Below are 22,860 nucleotides of genomic sequence, written 5' to 3' on the forward strand. Positions count from 1 at the left end.
CTTAAGATGCTGCGTTACGGCGCGATCATAGTTTAATTAACAAATCTCCTTTAAATACGCGCAAACACGCACCCTACAAGCTACTAACAAGGCTCATTTTGACTCGTTGATTAAGGGCAGTGGCAATTTTTTGTAGCATTATTAGGGGATTGTCTTGATAGTCAGCGTCTTCTAGATCTTCAATAACGGATTGCTCAACATGGATTAGGTCGGCTAGTTGTTGTTGAGTTAATCCAGCATTCATACGAGCGTCATAAATCAATTGTGCGATTTCTGAGTTGAGGGATTCTAGGGCAATTTGTTCTTTGATTGTGGGATCGTCTGCAATCATTTGGTGAATGATTTTTACGGCATCTGTGGTTTTAGGCATTGTTTATTTCTCCTTGATAAGTATGAAGTTCTGGATTTTGTTTAAATTGTGCTTTTCTTTGGATAATTCTCTCGATGTCTTGTGAGGGAACGGCGGAAGTTTTTTTGATAAGAGCATGACCAATAATTGCTATATTTTGACCATGATAAAAATAGAGGATTCGATATTGTATGGTTCCCTGTTTGGCTCTAAGCTCCCAGATATCATTTCTGAGATAATCGGCAGCAGGGCGGCGCAGTTCATGACCTTGTGCGGCAAGTTGTTCGATTTTGGTTATACATTTGGCAAATCCTTTTTTATCAGTTTTGAGTAATTTCTGAAGCCACTCAACAACGGGTGAGATGCCTTCTGCTTCTTGATAAAAGATGATTTTTGTCTTTGGCACGTTTCTTTTGAAATAGTATGCGATGAAAAATCAATAAATGTAATCAGGTGATGGTGATGGGTATCGAATTGCTGGATATCTCATAACCTCGTTGAAAAGAATTATGCGATCGCCCCTTGTTTATCCCCTAAATTAAACTTAGAAATTCCGCGATAATAGACATCAACATCGTTAAGTATCGAGTTCCCCAAAAGCTGATGTTTACGGGAGCAAAATCCCTCAAATTAGACTTGACAAAAGACCTGAGATCGTTATATCCTACAGGTAACAAGCTTTTGCACGAGAGAGCCACACCCCACGCACCAATTATATCATTCATTCTGCCTGAATATCAAACAGGAACTAGAAACCTGTTACTAGGGAGAGATTACTGCGGGGGGATATTCGGTAGCAGTTAAATAATCATAATAAAAACCACTCCAGACACAGTAGCGGCTCTTGTAGTGGACTGTTTCAACTAAAATAGGGCAATAGATTTCGGCTTAAAGTCTTAGATTATAGAATTTATAGCATTTTTCTAATACACCAAATTAGCTGAAACAGTCCAGTAGGGTGCGTTAGTGATAGCGTAACGCACCAATTTTCTTAAGATGGTGCGTTACGGCGCGATCATAGTTTAATTATTAACAAATTTCCTTTAAGTACGCGCCTAACGCACCCTACAAGCTACTTAACGGTGTTAACTCCCTACAATAATTTAATTGGAAACACCTAATTCTTTTAGTCTATCCAGAGAGTTTTGATACCAGGTTTGATTATTTTGTTGTTGATAAAGTTTTGTTGCTTGGCGAAAATCCTTAATTGCCTTTTCATTGTCATTTAATTCTTTGTATATTAAACCGCGACTATAGTAGGCATCAGCATAGTCAGGATTGAGTTTAATCGCTTGATTGTAGTCGGCAATCGCCCCTTGCTTATCTCCTAAATCAGACTTAGCAATTCCGCGATTATTGTAGGCAACAGCAAAGTCAGGATTGAGTTTAATCGCTTGATTGTAGTCGGCAATCGCCCCTTGCTTATCTCCTAAATCAGACTTAGCAATTCCGCGATTATTGTAGGCATAAGCATAGTCAGGATTGAGTTTAATCGCTTGATTGTAGTCGGCAATCGCCCCTTGCTTATCTCCTAAATCAGACTTAGCAATTCCGCGATTATTGTAGGCTACAGCATCGTCAGAATTGAGTTTGATCGCTTGATTTTGATCCGCAATCGCCCCTTGATTATCTCCTAAATTATAATTGCCTATACTGTAAATTGCTAGTCCGATCACCCCCCCAAATACAATCATCCCAATGCCGTTATATAGCCATTTACGTCTAGTTATTCCTGATGGATTCTTAATTTTTCTCTGAGGAGGAGGTGAAACGGGGGGAGGTTGTACTACAGTTCTACTTGAAGGAGGATTATTCAACACTGTCAGAACTTCTGAAGCTGATTGATAGCGCTGACTAGACTTATCTTCTAACATCTTGTTGAGGAGATTCGCTAAAAAATCACTAATTGATCTTTTTTGCGATTTTAATACCGATTGCCATAACCATCGCCGCTGATTCACATCATAGACCGAATCAGGCAAATTACTGTTACTTTGGGGGAAACATCCTGTTAATAAACGGACACAGGTAGCGGCTAAACTATATAAATCACTAGCGGCGACTGCACTGCCCATGATATGTTCATAAGCAGCATAACCCGGAGTATATAAACCTGTCCCCATTTGGGAGGTTTGCTCTTTAATTCCCCCAAAATCAATTAACATCAATTTACCGTCACTCCGACGACGCATCAGATTATCCGGTTTGATGTCACGATGGATCAATCCTTTAGAATGGAGATAGACAAGGACTGGTAATAATTGCTGTAATATTTCCTTGATTTTCTGTTCACTAAATCTTCCTTCTCTTTGATACTCTTGAAGCAGGGTTTCTCCTTCAATAAACTCCTGCACTAAATAGAGGGAGTTCCCCTGAGAGAAATAATCATAAACGGTGGGAATTTGTTCGTGTTTTAATTCGTCTAATTTTTCCGCTTCTCTTTGAAATAACTCCTTAGACTTCTCCAGAGCAGCTCCCTGCATTTGAGCAATAAATTTTTTAATAACCCGGGGTTTGCGATTAAAATTCAAGTCCTTAGCTTTATAAGTTCTACCGAATGCGCCTTCGCCTAATACTCCGACAATGAGATAACGGCTATGAAAAGAATATGATTGGCTAGTTTGGCTTAAATTTCCGCCACATCCTTGACAATAGCTATAATGAGTCGGATTTTGAGGATGGGAACATTCGGGATTGAGACAGTAGAGGATACTCATAAATCATCTGGAGAAATTTGATTAAGTACCTAAAAAAAATTGATGATCTCATTGAGAGAAGATGTGTAGGCTCCCTTAGGCGGTCACAAATCCCGTCAAAAAACCAAAATTAACAATCCGCCGTAACGCACCAATTCTATCATTAATTCTACCTGAATATCAAACAGGAACCAGAAGCCTGTTCCCCGGCAGTGGAAGTTAGGGGTTGCTAACAGGGGGAACAGTGATGACAAAGCGGATGACAGTTCCGATAACTGCTGTTGCCAAGATGGTGATTAATGCCCAAATTTGGGCTTTCTGGGAGCCTTTAATCTCTTTTAAATCACCTTGTAAGGTGTTGAATTCTCCCTGTAATGCCTTGAGATCTCCCTTTACTTCGGCCTCGAATCTGACTTGAACAATCCTGATCTCTGTGACATCTTTCTGGAGCGCGTCTAGCTTCTGATTGGTCTCTTTAAGATTCTGATTAATCTGGTCTAGGATTTTTCCTAAATCGGTTTCGATGGTGAGGCCGCTCATGGGTTAGACTCCTAATTAATTGGTGCTGTTGTTTCTGACTTAGATTTCAGTGTTTGAACAAATTGTAAAACTTTTTGTTGCTTTTCCGGTGTCAGTTCTCGCCATTGTTCAAGTAGTTCTTCTTCTTTACCCATAAATACCTCGCTCTTCAATTATGAATTGTTTGGTTTTGAGCAAGGCTCATTAATAAAAACCACTCCAGACACAGAGGAAACAAAGATCATATCATTTTGGGTTTGCGGTGGACGTTGTAGAATAGAGAAAACCTACTGCGCTGATAGATACCATGCCCTCTCCTGCTATTACCACGATCATCAAGATGGTTGAGTCTCTGCCTGATGAGCTTCAAGAGCAGTTAGTAGAGTATGTTCGAGCTTATATTGCAGAAATTGAAGAAGAAAAACGATGGGATCAGTCGTTTAAACAGACGAAGAATAATCTAGTCGCAGCAGCACGGAAAGCCAAAGAAGATATTGCGGCAGGATTGTCCGCACCGATGGATTATGAGCAGCTATGAATTCCGCGACATTGCCCTCATTTTGGCAGAAGTATCGCGACTTGAAACCAGCAGTCAAAGCCGGAGCCAAGAAAGCATATCGGTTATGGGTAGAGAATCCGTTTCATCCATCGTTACATTTTAAGTGTATTGACAGCGACGAAGATATTTGGTCAGTGCGTGTAACGAAGAGTCATCGAGCTTTGGGAGTGCTGTCAGGGGATACAGTGACCTGGTTTTGGATTGGCGATCATGATGAGTACGAAAAGTTTTATTCGTAAAACACAGGAACTACAAGCCTATCCCACTCGAACTTTAAAAACCCCCTTGCCACTCTCCTATACTTTTTAAACAGTATTTAGTATCACTCCCTCATAATGACATTCGATAAACTAGATGGCATAGCGACTTTTTTCGGAAGTATCAAAGTGAGCAAGCGTAATTTTTTTGGCGAAGAGAGAAGTTTTTTGCGGCAAAAAAACAGAACGTTGCCGGAAATATTCGCCAAAATATTGACGGTAGAGAGGACAACTGACTCGGCAAAACTTACCTTGTCGGTGAACCAGTCCGAGACTTTCTAGGTGAAAAGCGGCAATTAAGTCAATTTCTATGTCTTTTTCCGCCATCACCACCTTAGCAAAGATAGCCGCTAAATTGCCCTTTAAGTATTGCAGATGCGAAAGTAAACGTTTAAGATGGTCTGCAAAAATATTATTTTCCTCGCCGATAGAAGTAGCTAGAATGGTTTCTAGGGTACAATCACCCCGAACAATATGATAGCAAGCAAGACGAATTAAATAGGGATTACCCCCTAGAAATATCCGTAATTTTTCGGAGTCAAAATTCTGATCTAATCCCTGTCTTTGACTTAATTCTCTTACTTGTGCGCTGGTAAAATTAGGCAATTCGATCGGTAAACCAAGACTAAAAGGAGATTGATAGGTATCTGAGGTTTTATCAAGCTCCTGTGCAGGGGAATAGGCAACAATTAAACGTAATTTTTGCCAGAGGGGTTTGTTTTTGCCTTCCTCGTGCCAGAGGTGCAGAATACTAAAAAATTCTTCCCTTAGCTGTGGATAGGGGAAAAGATATTCAAGATCATCAAAGGCAATCACTAAAGGTCGATCGAGATGGGAGAGAATATGCTTTTCTAGATAGATTTTACAGTTAATTTTACCCCCTAAGAATTCATCCCAATCCTCTGGGAGATGATTATCTAAATCTAACTGGCGACTAATACTAACACAAAGCCAGTGCAGCCAGTGATTTAAGTCTTGAAAAATTGATCTTTCTGCTAACCGAAAACTGAAATAAAGCGTATGGTATTGCTGTTGTTGTGCATAATTAATAATTCTGGTTATCAGGGAAGTTTTTCCCATTTTTCTGGCCGCATTAATCCGGATCAGACTGCCTCCGCGCAAGATCTCTTGATAACAAGTCTGTTCCAGATTGTTTCTGTTAATATAAAAGGGGGAATTGAGGGGGACTTGTCCCTCTGGTAACTCAGGCAATAGTTGAGGATTAATAGTATCAGTTTCTGGTAAGTTAGGACGATAATAATCGCTATTTTCTAAAGTTAAATTAAAAGCTTGAAAACAATGTTTCAGTGTTTGTTTATCCACTCCCGATTCACAAGCAAATACCTTCATCAGAGTATCTACCCCTAAAAGAGTTTTCTCGCTGAGGACTTCTAGGGTGAAGCGATAACCACGATTATCCCGATATTCCGCTTCTTGTTTAGCAGTAAGTAATTTTTCTAGTCCCGTGGGGGTGAGGATAACCCCGCGTCTGCGGCGCTGTTTTTCTGGTTTTTTCATGATAGTTTTTCCCTGTCCTGAACTCAAACTCTGCACCCCTAGAGGTTTTGAGTTTCCTATAGACTTATCCTCAACAGGGAAACAATCAATTCCGTAATTTTACTGATTTAGCCATCGAGAACCTAGAAGAGCCTAACCAGACCACTTATTTTCTTCTCCGTCTGAGTTATTTCTGGGATAGGGGTAAATCTTAGCCTACTTGCTGACGATAGATATTCATTTCTAGGCTATCTTCCCCATAAAGATCCTCAATGTGTTGATGACAACAATCGATCGCAAATTGATCGAATTCTCCCGGTGCAATTTGATACATTTTGGCAAAAATATCGGGTTGAACACGACAAAATTCTGGTCTCTGGTCATAAATGGTACAGAGACGGGTTTGGCGATCAAAGTTTATACACCAACCCCCTTCCCCCACCATGCTGAGATATTGAGTTAATTGTGCGGGAGTCAGATATTCTTCTAAGTCAGGACGCTCATCGGGATTTAGTTGACAACAAGCTCCACAATTTTTAATACATTTCCAATTGGCCATATAACCGGTGTGCCGCGATGAATTAATCCTAGTACCTACTGACTAGCTTACTAGCAAATAGTCCCTATTTCCCGTTCCAGCAGCAATTACCCTCAATAGTTTTAATCTCAACCTGCGATCGGGAGTGAAAGCTTGACAAGGCAAGAATCTAATAAAATGGGCGTTGTAAGGGTCGAACTTACGGCATCCTGCTTGTAAGGCAGGCGCTCTACCACTGAGCTAAACGCCCGAATTAATTTCGTACTTTCTCAGCATAACATATATTTTCAAAAAAGTATATTATTTTTTTGAGCGAGTTAATTTTTTTCCGATGCCCTCTGGTCGAACTCACGATCGCATTACCCTAATTTTGCTGCTACCGATTGCGGGGGCGAGTTTTTTGGTCAGTGGCAGTGGTAAATTAACCCTGTTACTCTTGGCCAGTTATTTGTTTAGCGGATTCCTGTTTGGGCCAGATCTTGACATCCACTCGGTACAATACAAACGTTGGGGTTATCTGCGCTGGTTGTGGCTACCCTATCGTTCTATGATCCGTCATCGCGGTTGGTTATCCCACGGTTTATTGATCGGCACAATTTTTCGGTTATTTTATCTTGGTAGTTTTCTTTTACTAGCGGCGATCGTGATCATTCCGATCCTGCAAAGTTTCTGGGGTATAGACTGGGATTGGCGACTGTGGCCGCAGCAAGCGATCGCATTATGGCAACAGTATCCCCGGGTAGCGATCGCTATTTTCCTAGGTTTAGAATTAGGAGCGATGAGTCATAGTTGTAGTGATTGGATCGGATCTGCCTACAAAAGTTCTCGAAAAGTGGCTCAAAAACCGGTAAAAAAGAAAAAACGTTAATAATCCCCGTCCACAATTTCTAATTAGCCTTACTTTGATATTCTTGCCAAGTTTTTGGACTGATAAAGAGAGTTCCTTTTTCTTGCTGGTCGGGGAACTGGATATAGTTTTTCTCTAGATAATCCTTGAGTTTTGGTGATTGCAGAAATTCCTTTTCAAATCGATAGAGGAAAACCAAATCTGGCTGTCTTTTTTCAATAACTTCTAGGATAAAATCCCCATCGAGATTCTGATTGAGAAATCTCTTTCTGGTGATGACAGCCGTTTCTGGGGGTGTTTTCAAGAAATATTTATATATGTAGTGAGGATTATCGGTTAACAGAAGTTTATCGGAGTTTTTAAATTTTTCAAACACAGCTTCTGCTAAAAGAGGTTTATACTTTTTATTATATTGAACGTAGGCATTAATTCCAGGATCACGATTGGTGATTATTCTTAAGGTATTAAAGAGAAATTGACCAGACAGGGGTAGAAAAATTAGCATTTTGAGAACTAATTTCTGGGTTATTTTTCGATTTTGCCTAAATTCTCCGAGGCTATCAGTAATTTTTAACTGTTCGACAAACAAGGCAATTATCCAAACGGCGGGAATAATTAAATGGATATAATAATGAGGCCAAATTGGGGCGACTGTAGCAAATCTGAACAGATTAGAACCTAACCAGACCAAGGGCGGTAAAAGTGGTATTATGTTGCGAGTAAAAACCATCGCTATAATAGCTATCGCTGTGACGATTAGATAAATTGGTTCGTACTGTAGGGCGCTTTGTAAGAGAGTCCATAAGGTGAGATTGTCTTGAGCGAAACTAGCGGCAACACTGACATGAGATTTAATAACATTTTCGTAGGAAAAAGGAAAAATAGTCAGGGAACCCAAGACAAAGACTAAAATAACAGCGACTGACCAAATAATAATATCAATGATTCTTTTAATAAAACTATTCTGTTGATTAAGAAAAATAATTAAAGCTACAGTTGGGATAATAGTAATGCCTGCAAGTTTAATTTGCAGGGAAAAAACAAAAGCAATGGCACTGACTAAATAGAGTCCATACTTAAGCTTACCCATGAATTGAACGGCTTTAAAGATCATAAAAATACTTAAGATTGTAAAAAAAAGTGAGGGTAATTCCCGCAACATTGTCGTTGACAGGTTAATATACACTGGACAGGTTGAGAGAATGAATACTGATAAACAAGAGGCTAATATTCCGCAATTAACTCTCAGAATTAGATAAAAAATTCCTAACATAATTGTGGACAAAGAAAGCACCATAATGCGCGCCGCATGGATAGTAAATCCTGTCACGCTTAACCAACCATTTAGTAAAAGAGATAAACCCGATAAATGATCGTGCCAAACTTGTTCGTAGAGACGATAACCTTGTTTGGTGACGTAGGCAAGTACCAGAGCCACCGCTTCATCAAAATTAACTATATAGGGATAATCAAGCGGGACTTTCCAGAAAACGATCCCTAGGAAAAAAACAGCAATGGCAATTAATGCCATTAAATCAAAACGATCAGATTTCCTATTCATAACTTTTCTGGACAAGAATTGCTGCGTATCTTATCACAGATCGAGACATCAGTTAAGTAGATGGTTATAATTAAATTAAAAATGGATTTTAGGTTCGATCCCCCCTGCCCCCCTTGATAACTATCCCTTATAGGGATCTTTCTTAACAATTTTTGCAGTAAGCACTCCAACCCTTATCCTGACTTGATTTCAGTTTTTTCTTTGTTTTGTAAGGGTGTCAACAAGGAATATTACAAATTGTTAACCGAGTCTTGAAAGCCTTGTGCTACAAAGGTTTGAAATGTTAAGAAAGATGTGACTAAAGGACAGCCTTGATAAGGGGGGTGTCTGATAATTTTTAACGCCTACCTAATTATGGGTTAAAAAAGATAAAAAGATTACTTTTCGGAACTACGCCCTAAATCTTTAGATCTATGATAGGCCGCCACTACTGCCTCGATAATAGTTGAGCGAAAAGAGCCTTTTTCTAATTGTCTCACCCCAGCAATCGTGGTTCCCCCAGGGCTAGTGACGCGATCCTTTAATTCCCCCGGATGTATGGCCGATTCTTTTAATAGGGTTGCCGTCCCTAAAACTGTTTCTATGGCCAATTGAGAGGCGATCGCTCGCGGTAATCCGGCCGCCACACCACCATCGCTTAAAGCTTCCACCATTAGGGCCACAAATGCCGGGCCCGATCCCGATAATCCCGTTACCGCGTCCATCAAAGCTTCGGGAACTTCCACCACCGAACCGACCGCAGCAAAAATATCTCTAGCTACGGCCAGATGTTCCGGTTCCGCATGACGACCGGATGCGATCGCTGTAACCCCTTGTCCCACCGTAGCCGGGGTATTGGGCATCGTCCGGATTACGGGGCGATCGGGAAAGCCCATTTCTAAGCGATTGAGGGTAACTCCCGCTAAAATCGAGATAATTAGGGGTTTTTCGGGTATTCCTAGCAAACTATTCACTACTTGCTCTAAAGTTTGCGGTTTTACCGCTAAGATTAACACCTCAGTTGCCCTAGCAGCTTCCCGGTTATCCTCACTGACTTGCACTCCATAGGTATTAACCCAAAAGTTGCGCCGTTGGGACTGGGGTTCACTGACTAACACCGTTTCCGGACTATAAACATTTTTTTTTAATAAACGGCTGAGAATGGCCTCGGCCATCACTCCACCGCCAATAATTCCTAAACGAATAGACACAGTATTTTTTAAAGTAAAAAGTAAAAAAGAGAGCTTTAGCTATCCTACCAAGAAAAAACGCATCCTCTCGATAAATTGATCGATTTCTAGCTTCGACAAACCTGACGAGAGGACTATGGAAAGATTCATTGAGCTAATCGACTGCTTTCGGCTGCCCAAGCAGGTGCTGAGGAAACGGGACGAGCCATTTTCGGGTTATCAGCGATATCGTGAATAGTTCCAGAAAGGGTGCTAACTTTAACGCAGCTGGGGGTAAACAGGAAAATACTCTCACCGATGCGTTCTTGATGACCATCAATTGCATAAGTGCCACCGGCGACAAAATCCACGGCTCTTTGTGCTTCTTCCGGGTCCATGACGTTGAGGTTTAAAACCACCGATTTGCGTTCTCTCAGGGTTTGGATAACTTGGGGCATTTCCTCGAAGGAATGGGGCTCGATCACGACCACTTCTGCATTATTGTTGTTAATACCTGGCATACCGATCACGTTGCTTCTGTTGAGTCCCATAGATGTGGCTGTATTGAGATTTAAAGGTTCGCGTTGACGACGATTAAGGGGTTCTTCTTCTTCGTTTTGATCCCTATCTTGGGGGGAAGACTTTTCCCAGTTCATTTCTTCGTAGTCGGTTTCATCTTCATCTTCCGGTTGTTCGGAGATACCGACAAAATCTTTGAGCTTGGTAAAAATGTTGTTCACAGTCTAATGTCCTTCAAAAGATTTTTTTTGGTGGTCTTGTCTAGAGTCGGGGTTATTTGGTGGCCTTTAACAATCTTTGCTCTCGCTTGGTACAGGGGAACTATTTTGTTAAGGGTTCGTCATTTTAGTCGTCTGGAAGCAGCAGTTAGTTCCCTCTTTTCAGTTATTAGTTATCAGGGGATAGTTTTCAGGGATTGGGAAAAAGTCAATTCCTCATTTCTAACCACCAGTTTCTAGACTAGACGCTGTAATTTTAAGATATATTATCACCAATGATTAAAATTTCTGGGGTTTTTTTCTGTGAATTTACGCAGATGGTTCAGTAAATGCGCTCGCCAAAAATGCCAGTTCCCACCCGGATCAAAGTGGCTCCGGCCTTGACGGCCAGAGGATAATCGTTAGACATCCCCATGGATAGATGAGGCAGGCATAAACTAGAGCTATTCTCGATGATTTGGGCTAAATCGCTGGTTTTTTCAAAGGCGGCTAACTTTTCCCCAGCCGATAATCCCTGGGGCAGAATTGTCATCAAACCCTGAATTTTTAGCTGTTGACAGTTGACTAAAGCGGGAAGATCTGCTATGAGTTCGGCCTTGTCCCAACCGAACTTATCGGGATCGGGGACAACTTTCACCTGTAGCAAAACTTGGGGATTAATCTCTAATTCTGAGGCCAGGCGATCGAGTCTTTGGGCTAATTTTAAACTATCGAGGGAATGGATTAAATCAAAAGATTCTAGGACTTTGCGCGCTTTATTTGCCTGTAGATGCCCAATAAAGTGCCAAGAAATATCTGGGAGGTCTTTTAGTTCTTGCTGCTTCGAGATTGCTTCCTGTAGCTTACTTTCGGCAAAATCTCTCACCCCTGCTCGGTAAGCTTGACGGATATAATCGCTTGATACCTGTTTACTGACGGCAATCAGACGCGTGCAGGAGGGTAGGGTAAGACGGATGGACTCGATACGACTAGCGATCGTCATGAACTAGACTGAAAAGGTTTGTTGATAAGTTTGGTTGAGACTGTTAAATTCTTGCACATTACTGCCCCGGCGCAAATTCCGCAGCCGGTTTTCCACTAAAAGACGAGCATCGGAACGACTAATCGGATCGAACGAGACTTTCTTGGGTCCCACCGTCACCAGAAAAAAAAGACGTTGGGCATAAAGAGTGGTGAATAATTCCCGATGTTCTTCTAATAGACACACTCTGTATAATAGACCGAAAGTAGGATGATTGAGATAGGTTTCGTTACTCATTCAAGCGATCGCTAAAGGAAAAGGATTGAGCGAACTAGAAAGTTTTTCCACAATAAAATCAAGCGGATGGCTCAAAAACAATTGATTTTTCGGGTGTTTCCCTAGCTTGATTTTACCAGAATCCTTCAATTACAACTAACGATGCCAGTCTATGTCATGATTTCCTGAGTTTTCACTTTTTCCCTGTTAACTTGGATACATTTCGGTGACAAGTTGTCACCATCAGAAATTAGCTCTGCTGCAAAAATCAAAGATTTTCCCTTTGCAGAGGAGACTCTGAGACAGGAGGATAAAAAAGACAAGAGACAACTATAATGCCCATAAAAGCTAAGATTATCTCAAATTTATCTGGTTTTTTAGAAATTTTAACCCGATAGCGGCGATCAGTGAACTGAAAACTGACACCGGATCAGTGATCACTGATAACTAATCACTGAATCGCTGATCAAATGCCCTAAGCTTGTATTAAGCCTTTTTTAACTTCAAATTCCTTTAACCTCAATCAATATGGATTTTTCTAGTCTTGTTGCCAGTCAGCTAAACGCCGGCGTTATCTGGCCCGAAGGAATCCTGATTATTACCCTGATGGTGATTTTAATCGGCGATTTAATTGTGGGACGGAGTGCCAGAAGTTGGCTGCCCTACGTTGCGATCGCTGGTCTGCTCGCTGCTGTGGCTGCTCTCTATTTTGCCTGGGACAATCCGAAACCGGTGGCCTTTTTAGGGGCTTTTGAGGGGGATAATCTCAGTATCGTCTTTAGGGGGATTATTGCTCTTTCTACCGCCTCCACAGTGCTGATGTCTATCCGTTATGTGGAACAAGCGGGAACCTCCCTAGCGGAATTTTTAGCCATTATGCTCACCGCAACCCTCGGGGGAATGTTCCTATCCGGCGCTAGTGAATTGGTGATGATCTTCATCTCCCTAGAAATGCTCAGTATTTCCTCCTATCTAATGACCGGTTACATGAAGCGGGATCCTCGATCGAACGAGGCCGCCTTAAAATACCTGTTAATTGGAGCTTCTAGTTCGGCGATTTTCCTCTATGGTGTTTCCCTTCTCTACGGTTTATCCGGAGGTGAAACCAGTTTAAGTGCCATTGCCCAAAAATTAACCGCTGTTAACGGTGGTCAGTCCCTGGCCTTAGCGATCGCATTAGTGTTTGTAATTGCCGGTATCGCCTTCAAAATTTCGGCGGTTCCCTTTCACCAGTGGACTCCTGATGTGTACGAAGGTTCACCCACTCCCGTGGTGGCTTTCCTCTCGGTAGGTTCCAAAGCGGCCGGTTTTGCCCTAGCAATTCGCCTATTAGTGACGGTTTTCGGTCTAGTGAGCGAACAATGGCGGTTTATCTTTATCGCTCTAGCAATTTTGAGTATGATCCTCGGCAACGTGGTCGCCTTGGCCCAAACTAGCATGAAACGGATGTTAGCCTATTCCTCGATCGGTCAGGCGGGTTTTGTCATGATTGGTTTAACCGCCGGTACTGACGCAGGTTACTCTAGCATGATTTTCTATCTGTTAATTTACCTGTTCATGAACCTAGGGGCTTTTGCCTGCGTGATTCTCTTTGCTCTGAGAACCGGAACCGATCAGATTGCTGAGTATTCGGGACTCTACCAGAAGGATCCGCTGCTAACCCTCTGTTTAAGCATCTGTCTCCTCTCTTTGGGGGGAATTCCGCCTCTAGCGGGCTTCTTTGGTAAGATTTATCTATTCTGGGCCGGTTGGCAAGCGGGACTTTATGCTCTCGTCCTCGTTGGTTTAGTCACCAGTGTGGCCTCGATTTACTACTATATCCGTGTGGTCAAAATGATGGTGGTCAAGGAACCCCAAGAGATGTCCGATGCGGTGAAAAAGTACCCCGTTATCAATTGGACTCTTACCGGGATGCGTCCCCTACAGGTGGGTATTGTCCTCTCCCTAGTGGCGACTTCCCTGGCCGGTATCCTTTCCAATCCTCTCTTTACCCTAGCGACGGATTCCGTCACCACTACCCCCATCCTACAATCGGCGGCCCTGGCGACGCACATTTCCCGAGCGAATTGAGAATCTCTGTTGATTTATCCCAAGTATCCTAGTCCTGTCTTAAGGTTGGGATAAATCAACCACCTTAAGACCTTTTCTAAGCTTAACCTGCTTTTTGCTTTACTCAAATTGGCCAAGTAGAAGACTCATTTCGTTAACAACATTCTCACTTGCCTTTAACGCTTCTTTTCTAATTGCTTGAATTTCGGTCATACTTTTTGCGATTCTCTGCTGTTCAGATTGGGGTGGAATAGGCACTAAAACTTTTGACAAATCATCTACTAAAATAGTAGGAATAGCATGACCTGTCATGTACCTTTTAATCTGACGCAAAAAAAAGTCTGTTCGCATATATACTAATAAAAACAAAGGCTCGACTCCCTGAATATTTCTTAATACTGAAAATCCATTTGAGCAAATTGCTCCGTCTTCATCTTCCGTGATTAGGGCTGTTGCTTGGCGTGGTGTTCCTGTACTTGCTCCTGAAATTGCTGTAATAATATCACCTTTGTACAATCTATAAGTTGCACGAGATGGGGCTTCGTATGCCTTAATTATTTGTTGGGAAACAACTTGCATTGTACGATAATCAACATCGGAAATAGCGATATATCTAATTTCACTGTCCCTAGCTAAACGAAAATCAGCCGCATCTCTCAAAATATCGGCAATTTCACCTAAAGGTTTCGCCCCAATAGATTTTAGATGTTCTAATAATTTTTGGTCATTGGGTAAATAATGTTCGGCATCCAGTCTCGAATTGAGCCGGGTGTTTTTAACTGTATAAATACAATCGCTGTTTTGTGCAAATTCGCCATTGATAAATGACGTAAAAGATTGAGAAATATCATCTATATCATCGTCAACTATTGGCAAACCTGATTTTTTTCGGGCTATAACTCCCGACTCGTTGCGCTTATATATTGTTTGTCCTTTAACGTCATAGCCTATTTTTTTGATTTGTGCCATAAAACAAGAATCATTGTTTGCTGGTAATTTTTGAACTACTAAAAGTGATGTCTTGATTCCTGTACCGTATGGCACGAATGCTTCCGGCGGTATGGAAACAACACCTAATATTTTTGTTTGGGAGCGCAACCAATGCCGAATCGGTCCATTAGAGATATTTTGTAATAGACCATCGGGCAGAATAATCGCCATGCGTCCACCTGCCCGCAATAATTTTATAGATTTCTCAATAAATAAAATATCGGGCGACTGACCCGCTAAAACGGTTGGGGAAACTTCCCAACCATTGGACGCTGATTTATGCCATTTTCGGGCAAGAAGATATGATTGAAGAATTTTCTGGTCTTCTACTTTGCCTTTATTTCCGAAGGGAGGATTGGTCAAGATAACATCAAAGGAATTATTTAATTTTTGATCTTCGATAAGCGCATTAGTGCAGATAATTTCTGAACCTGTGCCACCTTCAAAAACTAAACGAATCATTCCCGAAAGGGCGACATCGGGATTAAATTCAATTCCTGTAATACTTTCTTGCACAAAACTTGCTATATCGAACTCTGGATTATTTTGTCGAACATGGTTTATTGCTTGAATTAAAAAACCACCACTTCCGCAAGCAGGATCTATAATTTTTTCGTTTGGTTTGGGGTCTATCATTTCAACCGCAAGGCGTACAATTGGGTGAGGGGTAAAAAATTCTCCCCTATCTCCACGCTGGTGTCTATTTACAAAAGTCTGGAAGGCTTCACCTTTTATATCGCCAGATGTTTGAGTTAAATTAATGTACTGTAACTTGCCTACAATATAAGCAAGAGTCAAAGGTTTTAACTTGAATGTGTCATCGGTGAAAAATCCCCGATAATGATTCTTGATGGAGGTAAATAATTGACTAAGACGCGCCATAAATTCATCGGACTTATTGGCGACGATGGCTTTATATTCACTTGCTGTAACGCCAAAATTTACAGATTGCTTGGCAGATTTTTCATCATGAAGTTTGATGATGATTAGTTTAACCATCTCGTGAAAAATCTTGTCTTTGAGCATTCCTTCGTTGGCGTAAATATAATTATGGCACTCTTCAAAAACTGCTGAAAGATTGTTAGAAGGTCGTAATTCCTGAATTTGCGGGAGTTTTTCAGGTAACAGGCTGTCTTCAGAAAATAACAATCCTTGCTCTTTCATTTTTCGAGTTTGATTTGACCGTTTTCCGTTGCGGGTTGTTGAATAGATAGACTATTTTTAGCCTTGACTGCATTCCTAGCAAACCAGTCTTTTAGTGGACAGAGATAATCGCCATCTTGATTAAACAAGAACTTGCCCCTATACCTAATTATAGAATCTAAATTAGAGTATGTCAAGAGATAAAAAATTAAGTTTAATGTTAACCAAAGTGAGTGAAAAAAGCTGAGAGATTGTTTAGGGCAGAAATTCGGAGCATCTTTCAATTTGATAACGCCAATTATTCAGCCTTTTGATCAGGTGGGTGACACTCACCTGATTTATTTTTAGCTATACATTAAAACGGAATAGTAAAACATCACCCTCTTGAACAATGTATTCCTTGCCTTCACTTCTGACTAAACCTTTTTCTTTGGCTGCGCTCATCGTGCCACTATTAACTAAATCCTGATAAGACACAGTTTCCGCACGAATAAAACCCCGTTCAAAATCCGAGTGAATAACTCCGGCTGCTTGGGGTGCTTTCATACCAGAAATAATCGTCCATGCGCGGGTTTCTTGGGGACCAGTGGTGAGATAGGTACGCAGTCCTAATAACTCGTAGGTAGCTTTAATTAAAGATTTTAATCCCCCTTCTTCTACTCCTAAAGAACCGAGAAAATCTTTTCTTTCTTCCTCCGACAATTCCACTAATTCCGATTCTACTTGAGCAGAAACGATCACAACTTTGGCCTGTTCCTCTTGGGCAATTTGACGGACACTTTCTACCCAATCATTACCCGTGGCCAGATCATCTTCGCTCACATTAGCGGCATAAATAATCGGTTTCCGACTCAATAAACCGAGATTTTTAATTAATTCTTCTTCCTCTTTGCTTAAATCCACTTTTCGCGCCGAAATACCGTCATTAAGACAAATTAGGATTTTTTCAAGGATAGCCAATTCTTCGGCGGCTTCCTTGCTATTTTTCGCCTGTTTGCGTAAACGTTCCACCCGCTTCTCCACCTGTCCCAAATCCGCTAGAGCTAACTCTAGATTAATCACCTCGATATCCCGGGCCGGATCCACAGAACCAGAAACATGAATAATATCATCATTATCAAAACAGCGCACCACATGAACGATCGCGTCCACTTCCCGGATATTAGCCAAAAATTGATTACCCAATCCTTCCCCGCGACTAGCACCCTTGACTAATCCGGCGATATCGACAAATTCAATCCGCGTCGGCACGATTTTCTCAGAATTAGAGATTTTAGCCAAAACCTCCAGACGTTCATCGGGGACGGATACCACACCCACATTCGGTTCAATGGTACAAAAAGGGAAATTAGCGGCCTCGGCCTTGGCATTAGCCACCAGAGCGTTAAATAGGGTCGATTTTCCCACATTTGGCAGTCCCACGATTCCAGCTTTCAACATAAAAATTGCTTGATAAACATCATCCCGACCTCTCACTATATCAGGCTGCCTCTCGTTTTTGTGAATCCGGTTGATGAAAAAGACTGTCGATAGTTAACAGCTTAGTTAACATTTGCTGAAAAAATTTTTCCTGGAGGTAGGAGACTCCGATTCAGGATTCAGGATTCAGGAGACAGGAGATTATTTTTATTTATTCTCCCCATTTCCCCATTTCCCCATTTCCCCATTTCCCCATTTCCCCACACCCCACACCCCACACCCCACACCCCACACCCACGAAAAACTTATTTAGCAAACCCTAGTTAACATTTATTCAAGTTCCTTAACTAAAAGTAGGCAAGATTTTACAAGAGATTGCGAGAATGGGATGTAATGCTTGAGACTGAGTTAGGGTGAAGAGTAGGAAAGAATACACCTGTAGCACTGGGCAAAATTATGGCAAGACAGGCCTTTCACTTCTAAATACGTCCTGAGAGTAATTTTCAGTGCTATGACAGTATATTTCCCAAGGGCGATCGAGTGTAAATATCGTCCAATCGCCACAACTAATCACTAAATCATTGTTGGGGGTATCTGTATGAATCAAAGTATCGGAGCAAACACGCGTAATGTGGCCCTTGTCGGCCCCTACTCCAGTGGAAAAACCTCCTTACTGGAAAGTTTACTTTTCGTAACAGGAGCGATCACCAGAAAAGGCAAAATCAGCGATCGCAATACCGTTGGTGATAGTTCCACGCAAGCGCGGGATCGACAGATGAGTGTAGAAGTTTCCGTTGCCCATAGTCAATACCAAGACCTAAATTTTACCTTTCTCGATTGTCCCGGTTCGATCGAATTTGCCAGTGAAACCTATAATGCCCTGGTCGGGGCCGGTGCTGCTATTATCGTTTGTGAACCGGTGGTCGATCGAGTTCTCACCCTGGCTCCCTTGCTAAAATTCCTCGATGATTGGGAAATTCCGCATCTAATCTTCATCAACAAGATGGATCGCTGTAATAGTCACTTTAACGAAGTCCTACAAGCTCTCAAATCCGTTTCTAGTCGTCCCCTTGTTCCCCAGCAATATCCTATCCGTCAGAACAACGAAATTATCGGATTCATCGATTTAATCAACGAACAGGCTTATCATTACCATGCTAACAGTCCCGCCGACCCTGTAGCTTTACCCGACCACCTCAAGGAAGAAGAACAGATCGCTCGACAAGAAATGCTAGAAACGATCGCCGAATTTGATGATCATCTTTTAGAAGAACTCCTCGAAGATATTAACCCCTCCCGGGAAGAAATTCTCCAAGACTTAAAACAAGAACTGGGAGCCGATCAGATAGTACCCGTGTTCTTCGGTATGGCGGAACGGGATTATGGTGTGCGTCATCTCCTTACCGCTTTAGTGGAAGAAGCGCCGGCCCCGACAATTACTGCCAATCGTCGCGGTCTCGATCCAAGTGCGGATGGAGATGCAGTGGTACAAATCCTCAAAACCTATTTTACTCCCCAGGGCGGTCGCCTCTCCCTAGGGCGAATCTGGCAGGGAACCCTTAACGATGGCATGGCCTTGAACGGTGTGCGGATTGGTGGTATCTATCGTCTCATGGGACAACAACAACAACCCCTACAGCAGGCCCAAGCGGGGGAAATTATCGCTCTCGGTCGTTTGGAAGGAATCGGCACCGGAGACGTGGTTAGCAGCGGCAGTCAAAAACCCGATCTTCCCAGAGGATTACAGCTTAAACCCGTCTTTGCTCTCGCTATTGCCGCCGCAAATCGCAAGGATGAAGTTAAATTAAGTTCAGCTTTGACGAAACTGATCGAAGAAGATCCTTCCCTCTACTGGGAACAACACGGTGATACTAAAGAAGTGATTCTTTGGGGACAGGGAGAAATTCATCTGCAAGTGGCCCTCGATCGCCTAGCACGCAAGTATAATCTACCGATGACCACCCATTTACCCCAAGTTCCCTACAAGGAAACGATCAAAACCAGTACCAAATCCCACGGACGTTATAAACACCAAACCGGCGGTCACGGTGCTTTTGGTGATGTGTATCTCGATATTAAACCCTTACCCCGGGGGGAAGGTTTCCACTTCCATGAAACCATTGTCGGTGGTGTTGTCCCCAAACAGTATATCCCCGGGGTGGAAACGGGAGTGCGGGAATATCTCGGTCATGGTCCTTTGGGTTTCCCCGTGGTGGATATTGATGTTACTCTCACCGATGGTTCCTATCACAGTGTCGATAGTTCCGAACAAGCTTTTAAACAAGCGGCCCGTCTAGCGATGACGGAAGGACTGCCTAAATGTCATCCAGTCTTATTAGAACCAATTCTATCGGTGACGGTTCTCGCTCCCTCAGAATACACCGCCAAGGTTTTACAGTTAATCAGTGGCAAACGGGGTCAAATTCAGGGTTTTGAAGCTTCTGCGGAGTGGAAAGGTTGGGATCAGGTGACGGCCTATCTCCCCCAAGCGGAAATGCACGATTTGATCGTTGAATTGCGTTCTTTGACTATGGGGGTTGGTTTCTTCCAGTGGGATGAGGATCACCTGCAAGAAGTGCCAGATAAACTACGCGATGCGGTTTTAGCTATGCAGGGTAATGGTAACAAGTAAAGTCTTCTTGGCTGTCAGTAAGGTAGAGCGATAAATTACCAAGAGATGGGCTTTTATTGGCTCATCTCTCCCTTTTCTGGCAAAAAATGACAGAAGGGTTCCATAAGATTATCCTAGTGCTATACTGCCCCAAATTAGTCTCGGAATTCTCAAACTAAGGGGATTAGAATCTTCTAGGGAAGGGATGAATCAATGGAAGATAATCTAAGGAGTGGAAATGGGCAGACCCAGCAGTTTACAATTAAAGTTTCAGAAAAACAACCGGTCAATCACGGAAGTTTCTCTGGGTGGTGCATCAGTTCTGGTCTGCCAAGGCAAGATGATAATTCCCGATGGGGAAAGACTTTAGCTGGTTAGAAAATGAATGGTTTCCGCTAGGGATTTTAACTCTAAATCCGAGATTTGGTCATCATTCCAATAGCTAATTTCTTTGCCTACTTTTTCGATAAAATAATTGGCCGCATAACGATATCTTTGTTGACAAGCTTCCTGAGCGAAATCTACCAAGGCTCTAGCGTAGGATTCGGGGGAATGATTATTTTCTAGCCAAATTTGACCATTTTTCCCGATAGTCTGATAGAATTGCGGATCGTGAAGAAATTGAGAGAAATGTTGATGTAAATCGGCGATTTCGTTGCCAACAGTCACATAACCTACGGTATTTTCCGGCAACTCACTATACCAACCTATTTTAGTCACTAAACTTGGCAAACCATGGCTCCAAATCTGCAGCTGACTGACGGATGCTTCCCCCATAGTAGGATAACGTAAATTGATTGCTAAATCTGCGTTAGCTAAGGCGGTCTCTAATTTGGCTTCCGTGACAAAACCATGCAAGGTTACTAAATTATTTAAATTTAAGCTATTAATTTTTTGAAGGAGATAATTACTATCCCATACTTCTCCATAGATGTCTAAGCGAAAAGCTTGTTTTTGGGGAAAACTGGCCAGAGAGTCCAGAATCATATCCAGACATCTATTTTTACCAATGTGACCAAAAATAATTAATTGATAACAACCCTTTTCTCTCTGATTTTCTTGATTTGATGAGCAACCGAAACTAGGATAGGGAAGGGGAATATAGGCAGTTAAAAGCTCTTGTTCTTTTTGCAGTTGACAATAACTTTCCTGGGTATGGGTAATCACACCCACAGCATTTTTTAACGCTAAAGGAGTTAGGGGATAATTATCAGCCATAAATTGCATAGTAATTTTCTGATTCCACCACATTTCTGAGGCTATTTTTCCCTCCAGCCCATAGTAATAGAACATTTGATTAAGATAGCTATCTCGATCATTATTGATTCTAGCAATTTCACTAAAAAAATCCTGCAGCTTTAAATCATGAAGGACGACTATACCGGGGCATTGACAACTAATCCGCCAGATATCCTCATGAAAATCTGGGTTATTACCAATATGATAAATATTTATGTCTGCTTGGTTAATTTTTGACCACATTATGTTATCTCTATGGTAGGAGTTAACTTTAACATAGTTGTTTAGTTCTCGATCGTAAATTTTTTGATTAGTCCATAGTTCTAACTGACAATTTTTAATCAAAGCTGGCAAGATACAAGTCATGTAATCAGCGATACCAGTTTTAGCGGGAGGTAAAGGGGAAAACCAATTAATTTTCATGCGAGTAGTTTTTTGATAACGTTTGACCAATTAATATCGAGACTTTTGTAGTATTCACCAGCAGATTTACCTAAGTTTGCTGCCCAAGACCGATTTTCCCAAAGTTCGTCCATCGCTGCTGCTAGAGCATTAGCCGTCGGTTCCACAATTAAACCGGTTTCGCGATGACGAATAAATTCTAGGGGTCCTCCCGAATCTTGGCAGGTAATCACTGGTTTAGAAGCTAACATTCCTTCTAGGGTAACGTAACCGTAATCTTCCTCAAAGGGAGGATAAAGCACTGCTAGGCATCTGGCATAATAATCGAGTTTTTCCTCGTTACTAATTCTGCCTAAAAATACCACTTTTTCAGCAATATCCAACTGCTTAACTTTTTCCTCTAGAATGTCACCAAAATCCCCTTCTGGTTGACCAGCAAAAATCACTTTGACAGGGTTTTTAGTCAAGGCTAAAGCCTCAAGGATTAACTCTTGACGTTTTAAGGGATTGATCCGACTAGGAAAGAATAGATAACCTTCTTCTGGTTGACATTGAAAAAAATCAGCATTCTGGGGAGGGTGATAAAGGGGTATCGAATCAACATTATTATAGGTTTTTAGCCTTCTTGCCACATTTTTAGAATTGCTAAATATGTTATGAGTTTCAGAAAAAACATTATTATCTGCCCGGATAATATTTTCACGAATTTGTAAACCATTGGCACTTAAATCTAACCCACCATAGGGATTACCCCATAGTTCATACGCTTGTCGGTGTTGATGCAGAATCCAGAGAACTTTGCTGGGATGAGGAATTAAATAAGCTGGGAATTTTAAGCCAATTAATCGATCAATATTTCTGCCATTGGCGCTAGTCAAATCTAATAAGCGACAGACTAACATTGTGTCTAAAATTCTCTCCAGGGGATAGGTTTGAAAGGGAATGGCGACTATTTCCGCTTCATGGCCTGCCAATTCTAAAGCCTTACATAATTCCTGAGCGTGAATTTCCGCACCGCCATAGACAAAAGGAACCTGTGTTGTTGTAATAATAACTCTCATG

21 protein-coding genes, 1 tRNA gene and 1 pseudogene are annotated in these 22,860 nt (G+C 41.8%); 6 read left to right on the plus strand and 17 right to left on the minus strand.

The genetic code is table 11. The features are described from left to right. Positions 1-73: 73 nt before the first annotated feature. From H6G40_RS03900 to H6G40_RS23625, 5 genes are all read right to left on the minus strand, one after another. On the minus strand, positions 74-370 hold the full coding sequence (locus H6G40_RS03900) for a helix-turn-helix domain-containing protein (protein WP_002731911.1): 297 nt from the start codon (positions 368-370) through the stop codon (positions 74-76). Further along, complete coding sequence (locus H6G40_RS03905; RefSeq protein ID WP_002775262.1) at positions 363-755, minus strand: type II toxin-antitoxin system RelE/ParE family toxin; 393 nt, start codon at positions 753-755, stop codon at positions 363-365. Before H6G40_RS03905 ends, H6G40_RS03900 begins: the two co-directional genes overlap by 8 nt. Positions 756-1,452: 697 nt before the next feature. Continuing rightward, the gene (locus tag H6G40_RS03910; protein ID WP_069473939.1) at positions 1,453-3,066 is read right to left on the minus strand and encodes a protein kinase domain-containing protein; all 1,614 of its coding nucleotides are present in this window, start codon (positions 3,064-3,066) and stop codon (positions 1,453-1,455) included. Positions 3,067-3,264: 198 nt separating this feature from the next. Then, complete coding sequence (locus tag H6G40_RS03915; protein ID WP_002796305.1) at positions 3,265-3,585, minus strand: hypothetical protein; 321 nt, start codon at positions 3,583-3,585, stop codon at positions 3,265-3,267. Between the two features lie 11 nt (positions 3,586-3,596). Further along, complete coding sequence (locus H6G40_RS23625; RefSeq protein WP_002796307.1) at positions 3,597-3,719, minus strand: hypothetical protein; 123 nt, start codon at positions 3,717-3,719, stop codon at positions 3,597-3,599. Positions 3,720-3,871: 152 nt separating this feature from the next. On the opposite strand from H6G40_RS23625, the gene H6G40_RS03920 reads away from it, so the two are divergent. Beyond that, the gene (locus tag H6G40_RS03920) at positions 3,872-4,102 is read left to right on the plus strand and encodes a hypothetical protein (RefSeq protein ID WP_002733860.1); all 231 of its coding nucleotides are present in this window, start codon (positions 3,872-3,874) and stop codon (positions 4,100-4,102) included. Continuing rightward, complete coding sequence (locus H6G40_RS23065; RefSeq protein ID WP_002734998.1) at positions 4,099-4,362, plus strand: ParE family toxin-like protein; 264 nt, start codon at positions 4,099-4,101, stop codon at positions 4,360-4,362. The genes H6G40_RS03920 and H6G40_RS23065 overlap by 4 nt, the downstream gene beginning before the upstream one ends. Before the next feature lie 111 nt (positions 4,363-4,473). Here the strand turns inward: H6G40_RS23065 and H6G40_RS03930 are convergent, their stop codons facing one another. From H6G40_RS03930 to H6G40_RS03940, 3 genes are all read right to left on the minus strand, one after another. After that, positions 4,474-5,898, minus strand: a complete 1,425-nt coding sequence (locus H6G40_RS03930) for an AAA-like domain-containing protein (protein WP_069473940.1) — start codon at positions 5,896-5,898, stop codon at positions 4,474-4,476. A 190-nt stretch (positions 5,899-6,088) separates the two neighbouring features. After that, positions 6,089-6,436, minus strand: coding sequence for a YkgJ family cysteine cluster protein (locus tag H6G40_RS03935; RefSeq protein WP_002733231.1), 348 nt, complete (start codon positions 6,434-6,436; stop codon positions 6,089-6,091). 157 nt (positions 6,437-6,593) lie between these two features. Continuing rightward, positions 6,594-6,665: transfer RNA gene (locus tag H6G40_RS03940), tRNA-Val, on the minus strand. Between the two features lie 81 nt (positions 6,666-6,746). Here H6G40_RS03940 and H6G40_RS03945 point away from each other — a divergent pair. Beyond that, a complete protein-coding gene (locus H6G40_RS03945) occupies positions 6,747-7,283 on the plus strand; it encodes a metal-binding protein (RefSeq protein ID WP_002793573.1) in 537 nt (178 codons plus the stop codon). Between the two features lie 19 nt (positions 7,284-7,302). On the opposite strand, the gene H6G40_RS03950 is transcribed toward H6G40_RS03945, so the two are convergent. From H6G40_RS03950 to pipX, 5 genes are all read right to left on the minus strand, one after another. Next, positions 7,303-8,823, minus strand: coding sequence for an ArnT family glycosyltransferase (locus H6G40_RS03950; protein ID WP_002734097.1), 1,521 nt, complete (start codon positions 8,821-8,823; stop codon positions 7,303-7,305). Between the two features lie 377 nt (positions 8,824-9,200). Then, positions 9,201-10,013: a pyrroline-5-carboxylate reductase gene (proC, locus tag H6G40_RS03955; protein WP_002733973.1), complete on the minus strand. Its 813-nt coding sequence runs from the start codon at positions 10,011-10,013 to the stop codon at positions 9,201-9,203. Between the two features lie 125 nt (positions 10,014-10,138). After that, a complete protein-coding gene (locus H6G40_RS03960) occupies positions 10,139-10,711 on the minus strand; it encodes a cell division protein SepF (protein ID WP_002732272.1) in 573 nt (190 codons plus the stop codon). A gap of 319 nt (positions 10,712-11,030) precedes the next feature. Next, on the minus strand, positions 11,031-11,690 hold the full coding sequence (locus H6G40_RS03965; RefSeq protein WP_004157486.1) for a YggS family pyridoxal phosphate-dependent enzyme: 660 nt from the start codon (positions 11,688-11,690) through the stop codon (positions 11,031-11,033). A gap of 3 nt (positions 11,691-11,693) precedes the next feature. Then, complete coding sequence (pipX, locus tag H6G40_RS03970; protein WP_002733869.1) at positions 11,694-11,966, minus strand: transcriptional coactivator PipX; 273 nt, start codon at positions 11,964-11,966, stop codon at positions 11,694-11,696. Between the two features lie 507 nt (positions 11,967-12,473). Between pipX and H6G40_RS03975 the strand changes: the two genes are divergently transcribed. Continuing rightward, a complete protein-coding gene (locus tag H6G40_RS03975; protein WP_069473941.1) occupies positions 12,474-14,015 on the plus strand; it encodes an NAD(P)H-quinone oxidoreductase subunit N in 1,542 nt (513 codons plus the stop codon). A gap of 99 nt (positions 14,016-14,114) precedes the next feature. Here H6G40_RS03975 and H6G40_RS03980 read toward each other — a convergent pair whose 3' ends face one another. Beyond that, positions 14,115-16,148 carry an N-6 DNA methylase gene (locus H6G40_RS03980; RefSeq protein ID WP_069473942.1) on the minus strand — a complete coding sequence of 678 codons (2,034 nt, stop codon included), beginning with the start codon at positions 16,146-16,148 and terminating at the stop codon, positions 14,115-14,117. Positions 16,149-16,475: 327 nt separating this feature from the next. Then, positions 16,476-17,567, minus strand: coding sequence for a redox-regulated ATPase YchF (ychF, locus tag H6G40_RS03985; protein WP_002732084.1), 1,092 nt, complete (start codon positions 17,565-17,567; stop codon positions 16,476-16,478). Positions 17,568-18,144: 577 nt separating this feature from the next. Between ychF and H6G40_RS03990 the strand changes: the two genes are divergently transcribed. Together H6G40_RS03990 and H6G40_RS23070 are read left to right on the plus strand one after the other, a co-directional pair. Continuing rightward, positions 18,145-20,178 (plus strand): elongation factor G, encoded by a 2,034-nt coding sequence (locus H6G40_RS03990; protein WP_069473943.1) that lies wholly within the window; start codon positions 18,145-18,147, stop codon positions 20,176-20,178. Positions 20,179-20,332: 154 nt separating this feature from the next. Continuing rightward, positions 20,333-20,527, plus strand: a pseudogene (locus H6G40_RS23070) (PhzF family phenazine biosynthesis protein); the annotation flags it as partial. On the opposite strand, the gene H6G40_RS03995 reads toward H6G40_RS23070, so the two are convergent. After that, positions 20,524-21,819 (minus strand): glycosyltransferase, encoded by a 1,296-nt coding sequence (locus H6G40_RS03995; protein ID WP_069473944.1) that lies wholly within the window; start codon positions 21,817-21,819, stop codon positions 20,524-20,526. The pseudogene H6G40_RS23070 and the gene H6G40_RS03995 sit on opposite strands and share 4 nt — an antisense overlap. Then, positions 21,816-22,859 carry a glycosyltransferase family 4 protein gene (locus H6G40_RS04000; RefSeq protein WP_069473945.1) on the minus strand — a complete coding sequence of 348 codons (1,044 nt, stop codon included), beginning with the start codon at positions 22,857-22,859 and terminating at the stop codon, positions 21,816-21,818. Before H6G40_RS04000 ends, H6G40_RS03995 begins: the two co-directional genes overlap by 4 nt. Position 22,860 lies beyond the last annotated feature (1 nt).

The organism is Microcystis viridis FACHB-1342, assembly GCF_014698335.1.
GTDB classification, from domain to species: domain Bacteria; phylum Cyanobacteriota; class Cyanobacteriia; order Cyanobacteriales; family Microcystaceae; genus Microcystis; species Microcystis ichthyoblabe_A.

What these genes read in the sequence shown, in the direction of transcription:
- H6G40_RS03900 (WP_002731911.1), bottom strand. Translation starts at nt 370, where the DNA reads ATGCCTAAAACCACAGATGCCGTAAAAATCATTCACCAAATGATTGCA.
- H6G40_RS03910 (WP_069473939.1), bottom strand. Translation starts at nt 3,066, where the DNA reads ATGAGTATCCTCTACTGTCTCAATCCCGAATGTTCCCATCCTCAAAAT.
- H6G40_RS03915 (WP_002796305.1), bottom strand. Translation starts at nt 3,585, where the DNA reads ATGAGCGGCCTCACCATCGAAACCGATTTAGGAAAAATCCTAGACCAG.
- H6G40_RS23625 (WP_002796307.1), bottom strand. Translation starts at nt 3,719, where the DNA reads ATGGGTAAAGAAGAAGAACTACTTGAACAATGGCGAGAACTGACACCG.
- H6G40_RS03920 (WP_002733860.1), top strand. Translation starts at nt 3,872, where the DNA reads ATGCCCTCTCCTGCTATTACCACGATCATCAAGATGGTTGAGTCTCTG.
- H6G40_RS23065 (WP_002734998.1), top strand. Translation starts at nt 4,099, where the DNA reads ATGAATTCCGCGACATTGCCCTCATTTTGGCAGAAGTATCGCGACTTG.
- H6G40_RS03930 (WP_069473940.1), bottom strand. Translation starts at nt 5,898, where the DNA reads ATGAAAAAACCAGAAAAACAGCGCCGCAGACGCGGGGTTATCCTCACC.
- H6G40_RS03935 (WP_002733231.1), bottom strand. Translation starts at nt 6,436, where the DNA reads ATGGCCAATTGGAAATGTATTAAAAATTGTGGAGCTTGTTGTCAACTA.
- H6G40_RS03945 (WP_002793573.1), top strand. Translation starts at nt 6,747, where the DNA reads ATGCCCTCTGGTCGAACTCACGATCGCATTACCCTAATTTTGCTGCTA.
- H6G40_RS03950 (WP_002734097.1), bottom strand. Translation starts at nt 8,823, where the DNA reads ATGAATAGGAAATCTGATCGTTTTGATTTAATGGCATTAATTGCCATT.
- H6G40_RS03965 (WP_004157486.1), bottom strand. Translation starts at nt 11,690, where the DNA reads ATGACGATCGCTAGTCGTATCGAGTCCATCCGTCTTACCCTACCCTCC.
- pipX (WP_002733869.1), bottom strand. Translation starts at nt 11,966, where the DNA reads ATGAGTAACGAAACCTATCTCAATCATCCTACTTTCGGTCTATTATAC.
- H6G40_RS03975 (WP_069473941.1), top strand. Translation starts at nt 12,474, where the DNA reads ATGGATTTTTCTAGTCTTGTTGCCAGTCAGCTAAACGCCGGCGTTATC.
- H6G40_RS03980 (WP_069473942.1), bottom strand. Translation starts at nt 16,148, where the DNA reads ATGAAAGAGCAAGGATTGTTATTTTCTGAAGACAGCCTGTTACCTGAA.
- ychF (WP_002732084.1), bottom strand. Translation starts at nt 17,567, where the DNA reads ATGTTGAAAGCTGGAATCGTGGGACTGCCAAATGTGGGAAAATCGACC.
- H6G40_RS03990 (WP_069473943.1), top strand. Translation starts at nt 18,145, where the DNA reads ATGAATCAAAGTATCGGAGCAAACACGCGTAATGTGGCCCTTGTCGGC.
- H6G40_RS03995 (WP_069473944.1), bottom strand. Translation starts at nt 21,819, where the DNA reads ATGAAAATTAATTGGTTTTCCCCTTTACCTCCCGCTAAAACTGGTATC.
- H6G40_RS04000 (WP_069473945.1), bottom strand. Translation starts at nt 22,859, where the DNA reads ATGAGAGTTATTATTACAACAACACAGGTTCCTTTTGTCTATGGCGGT.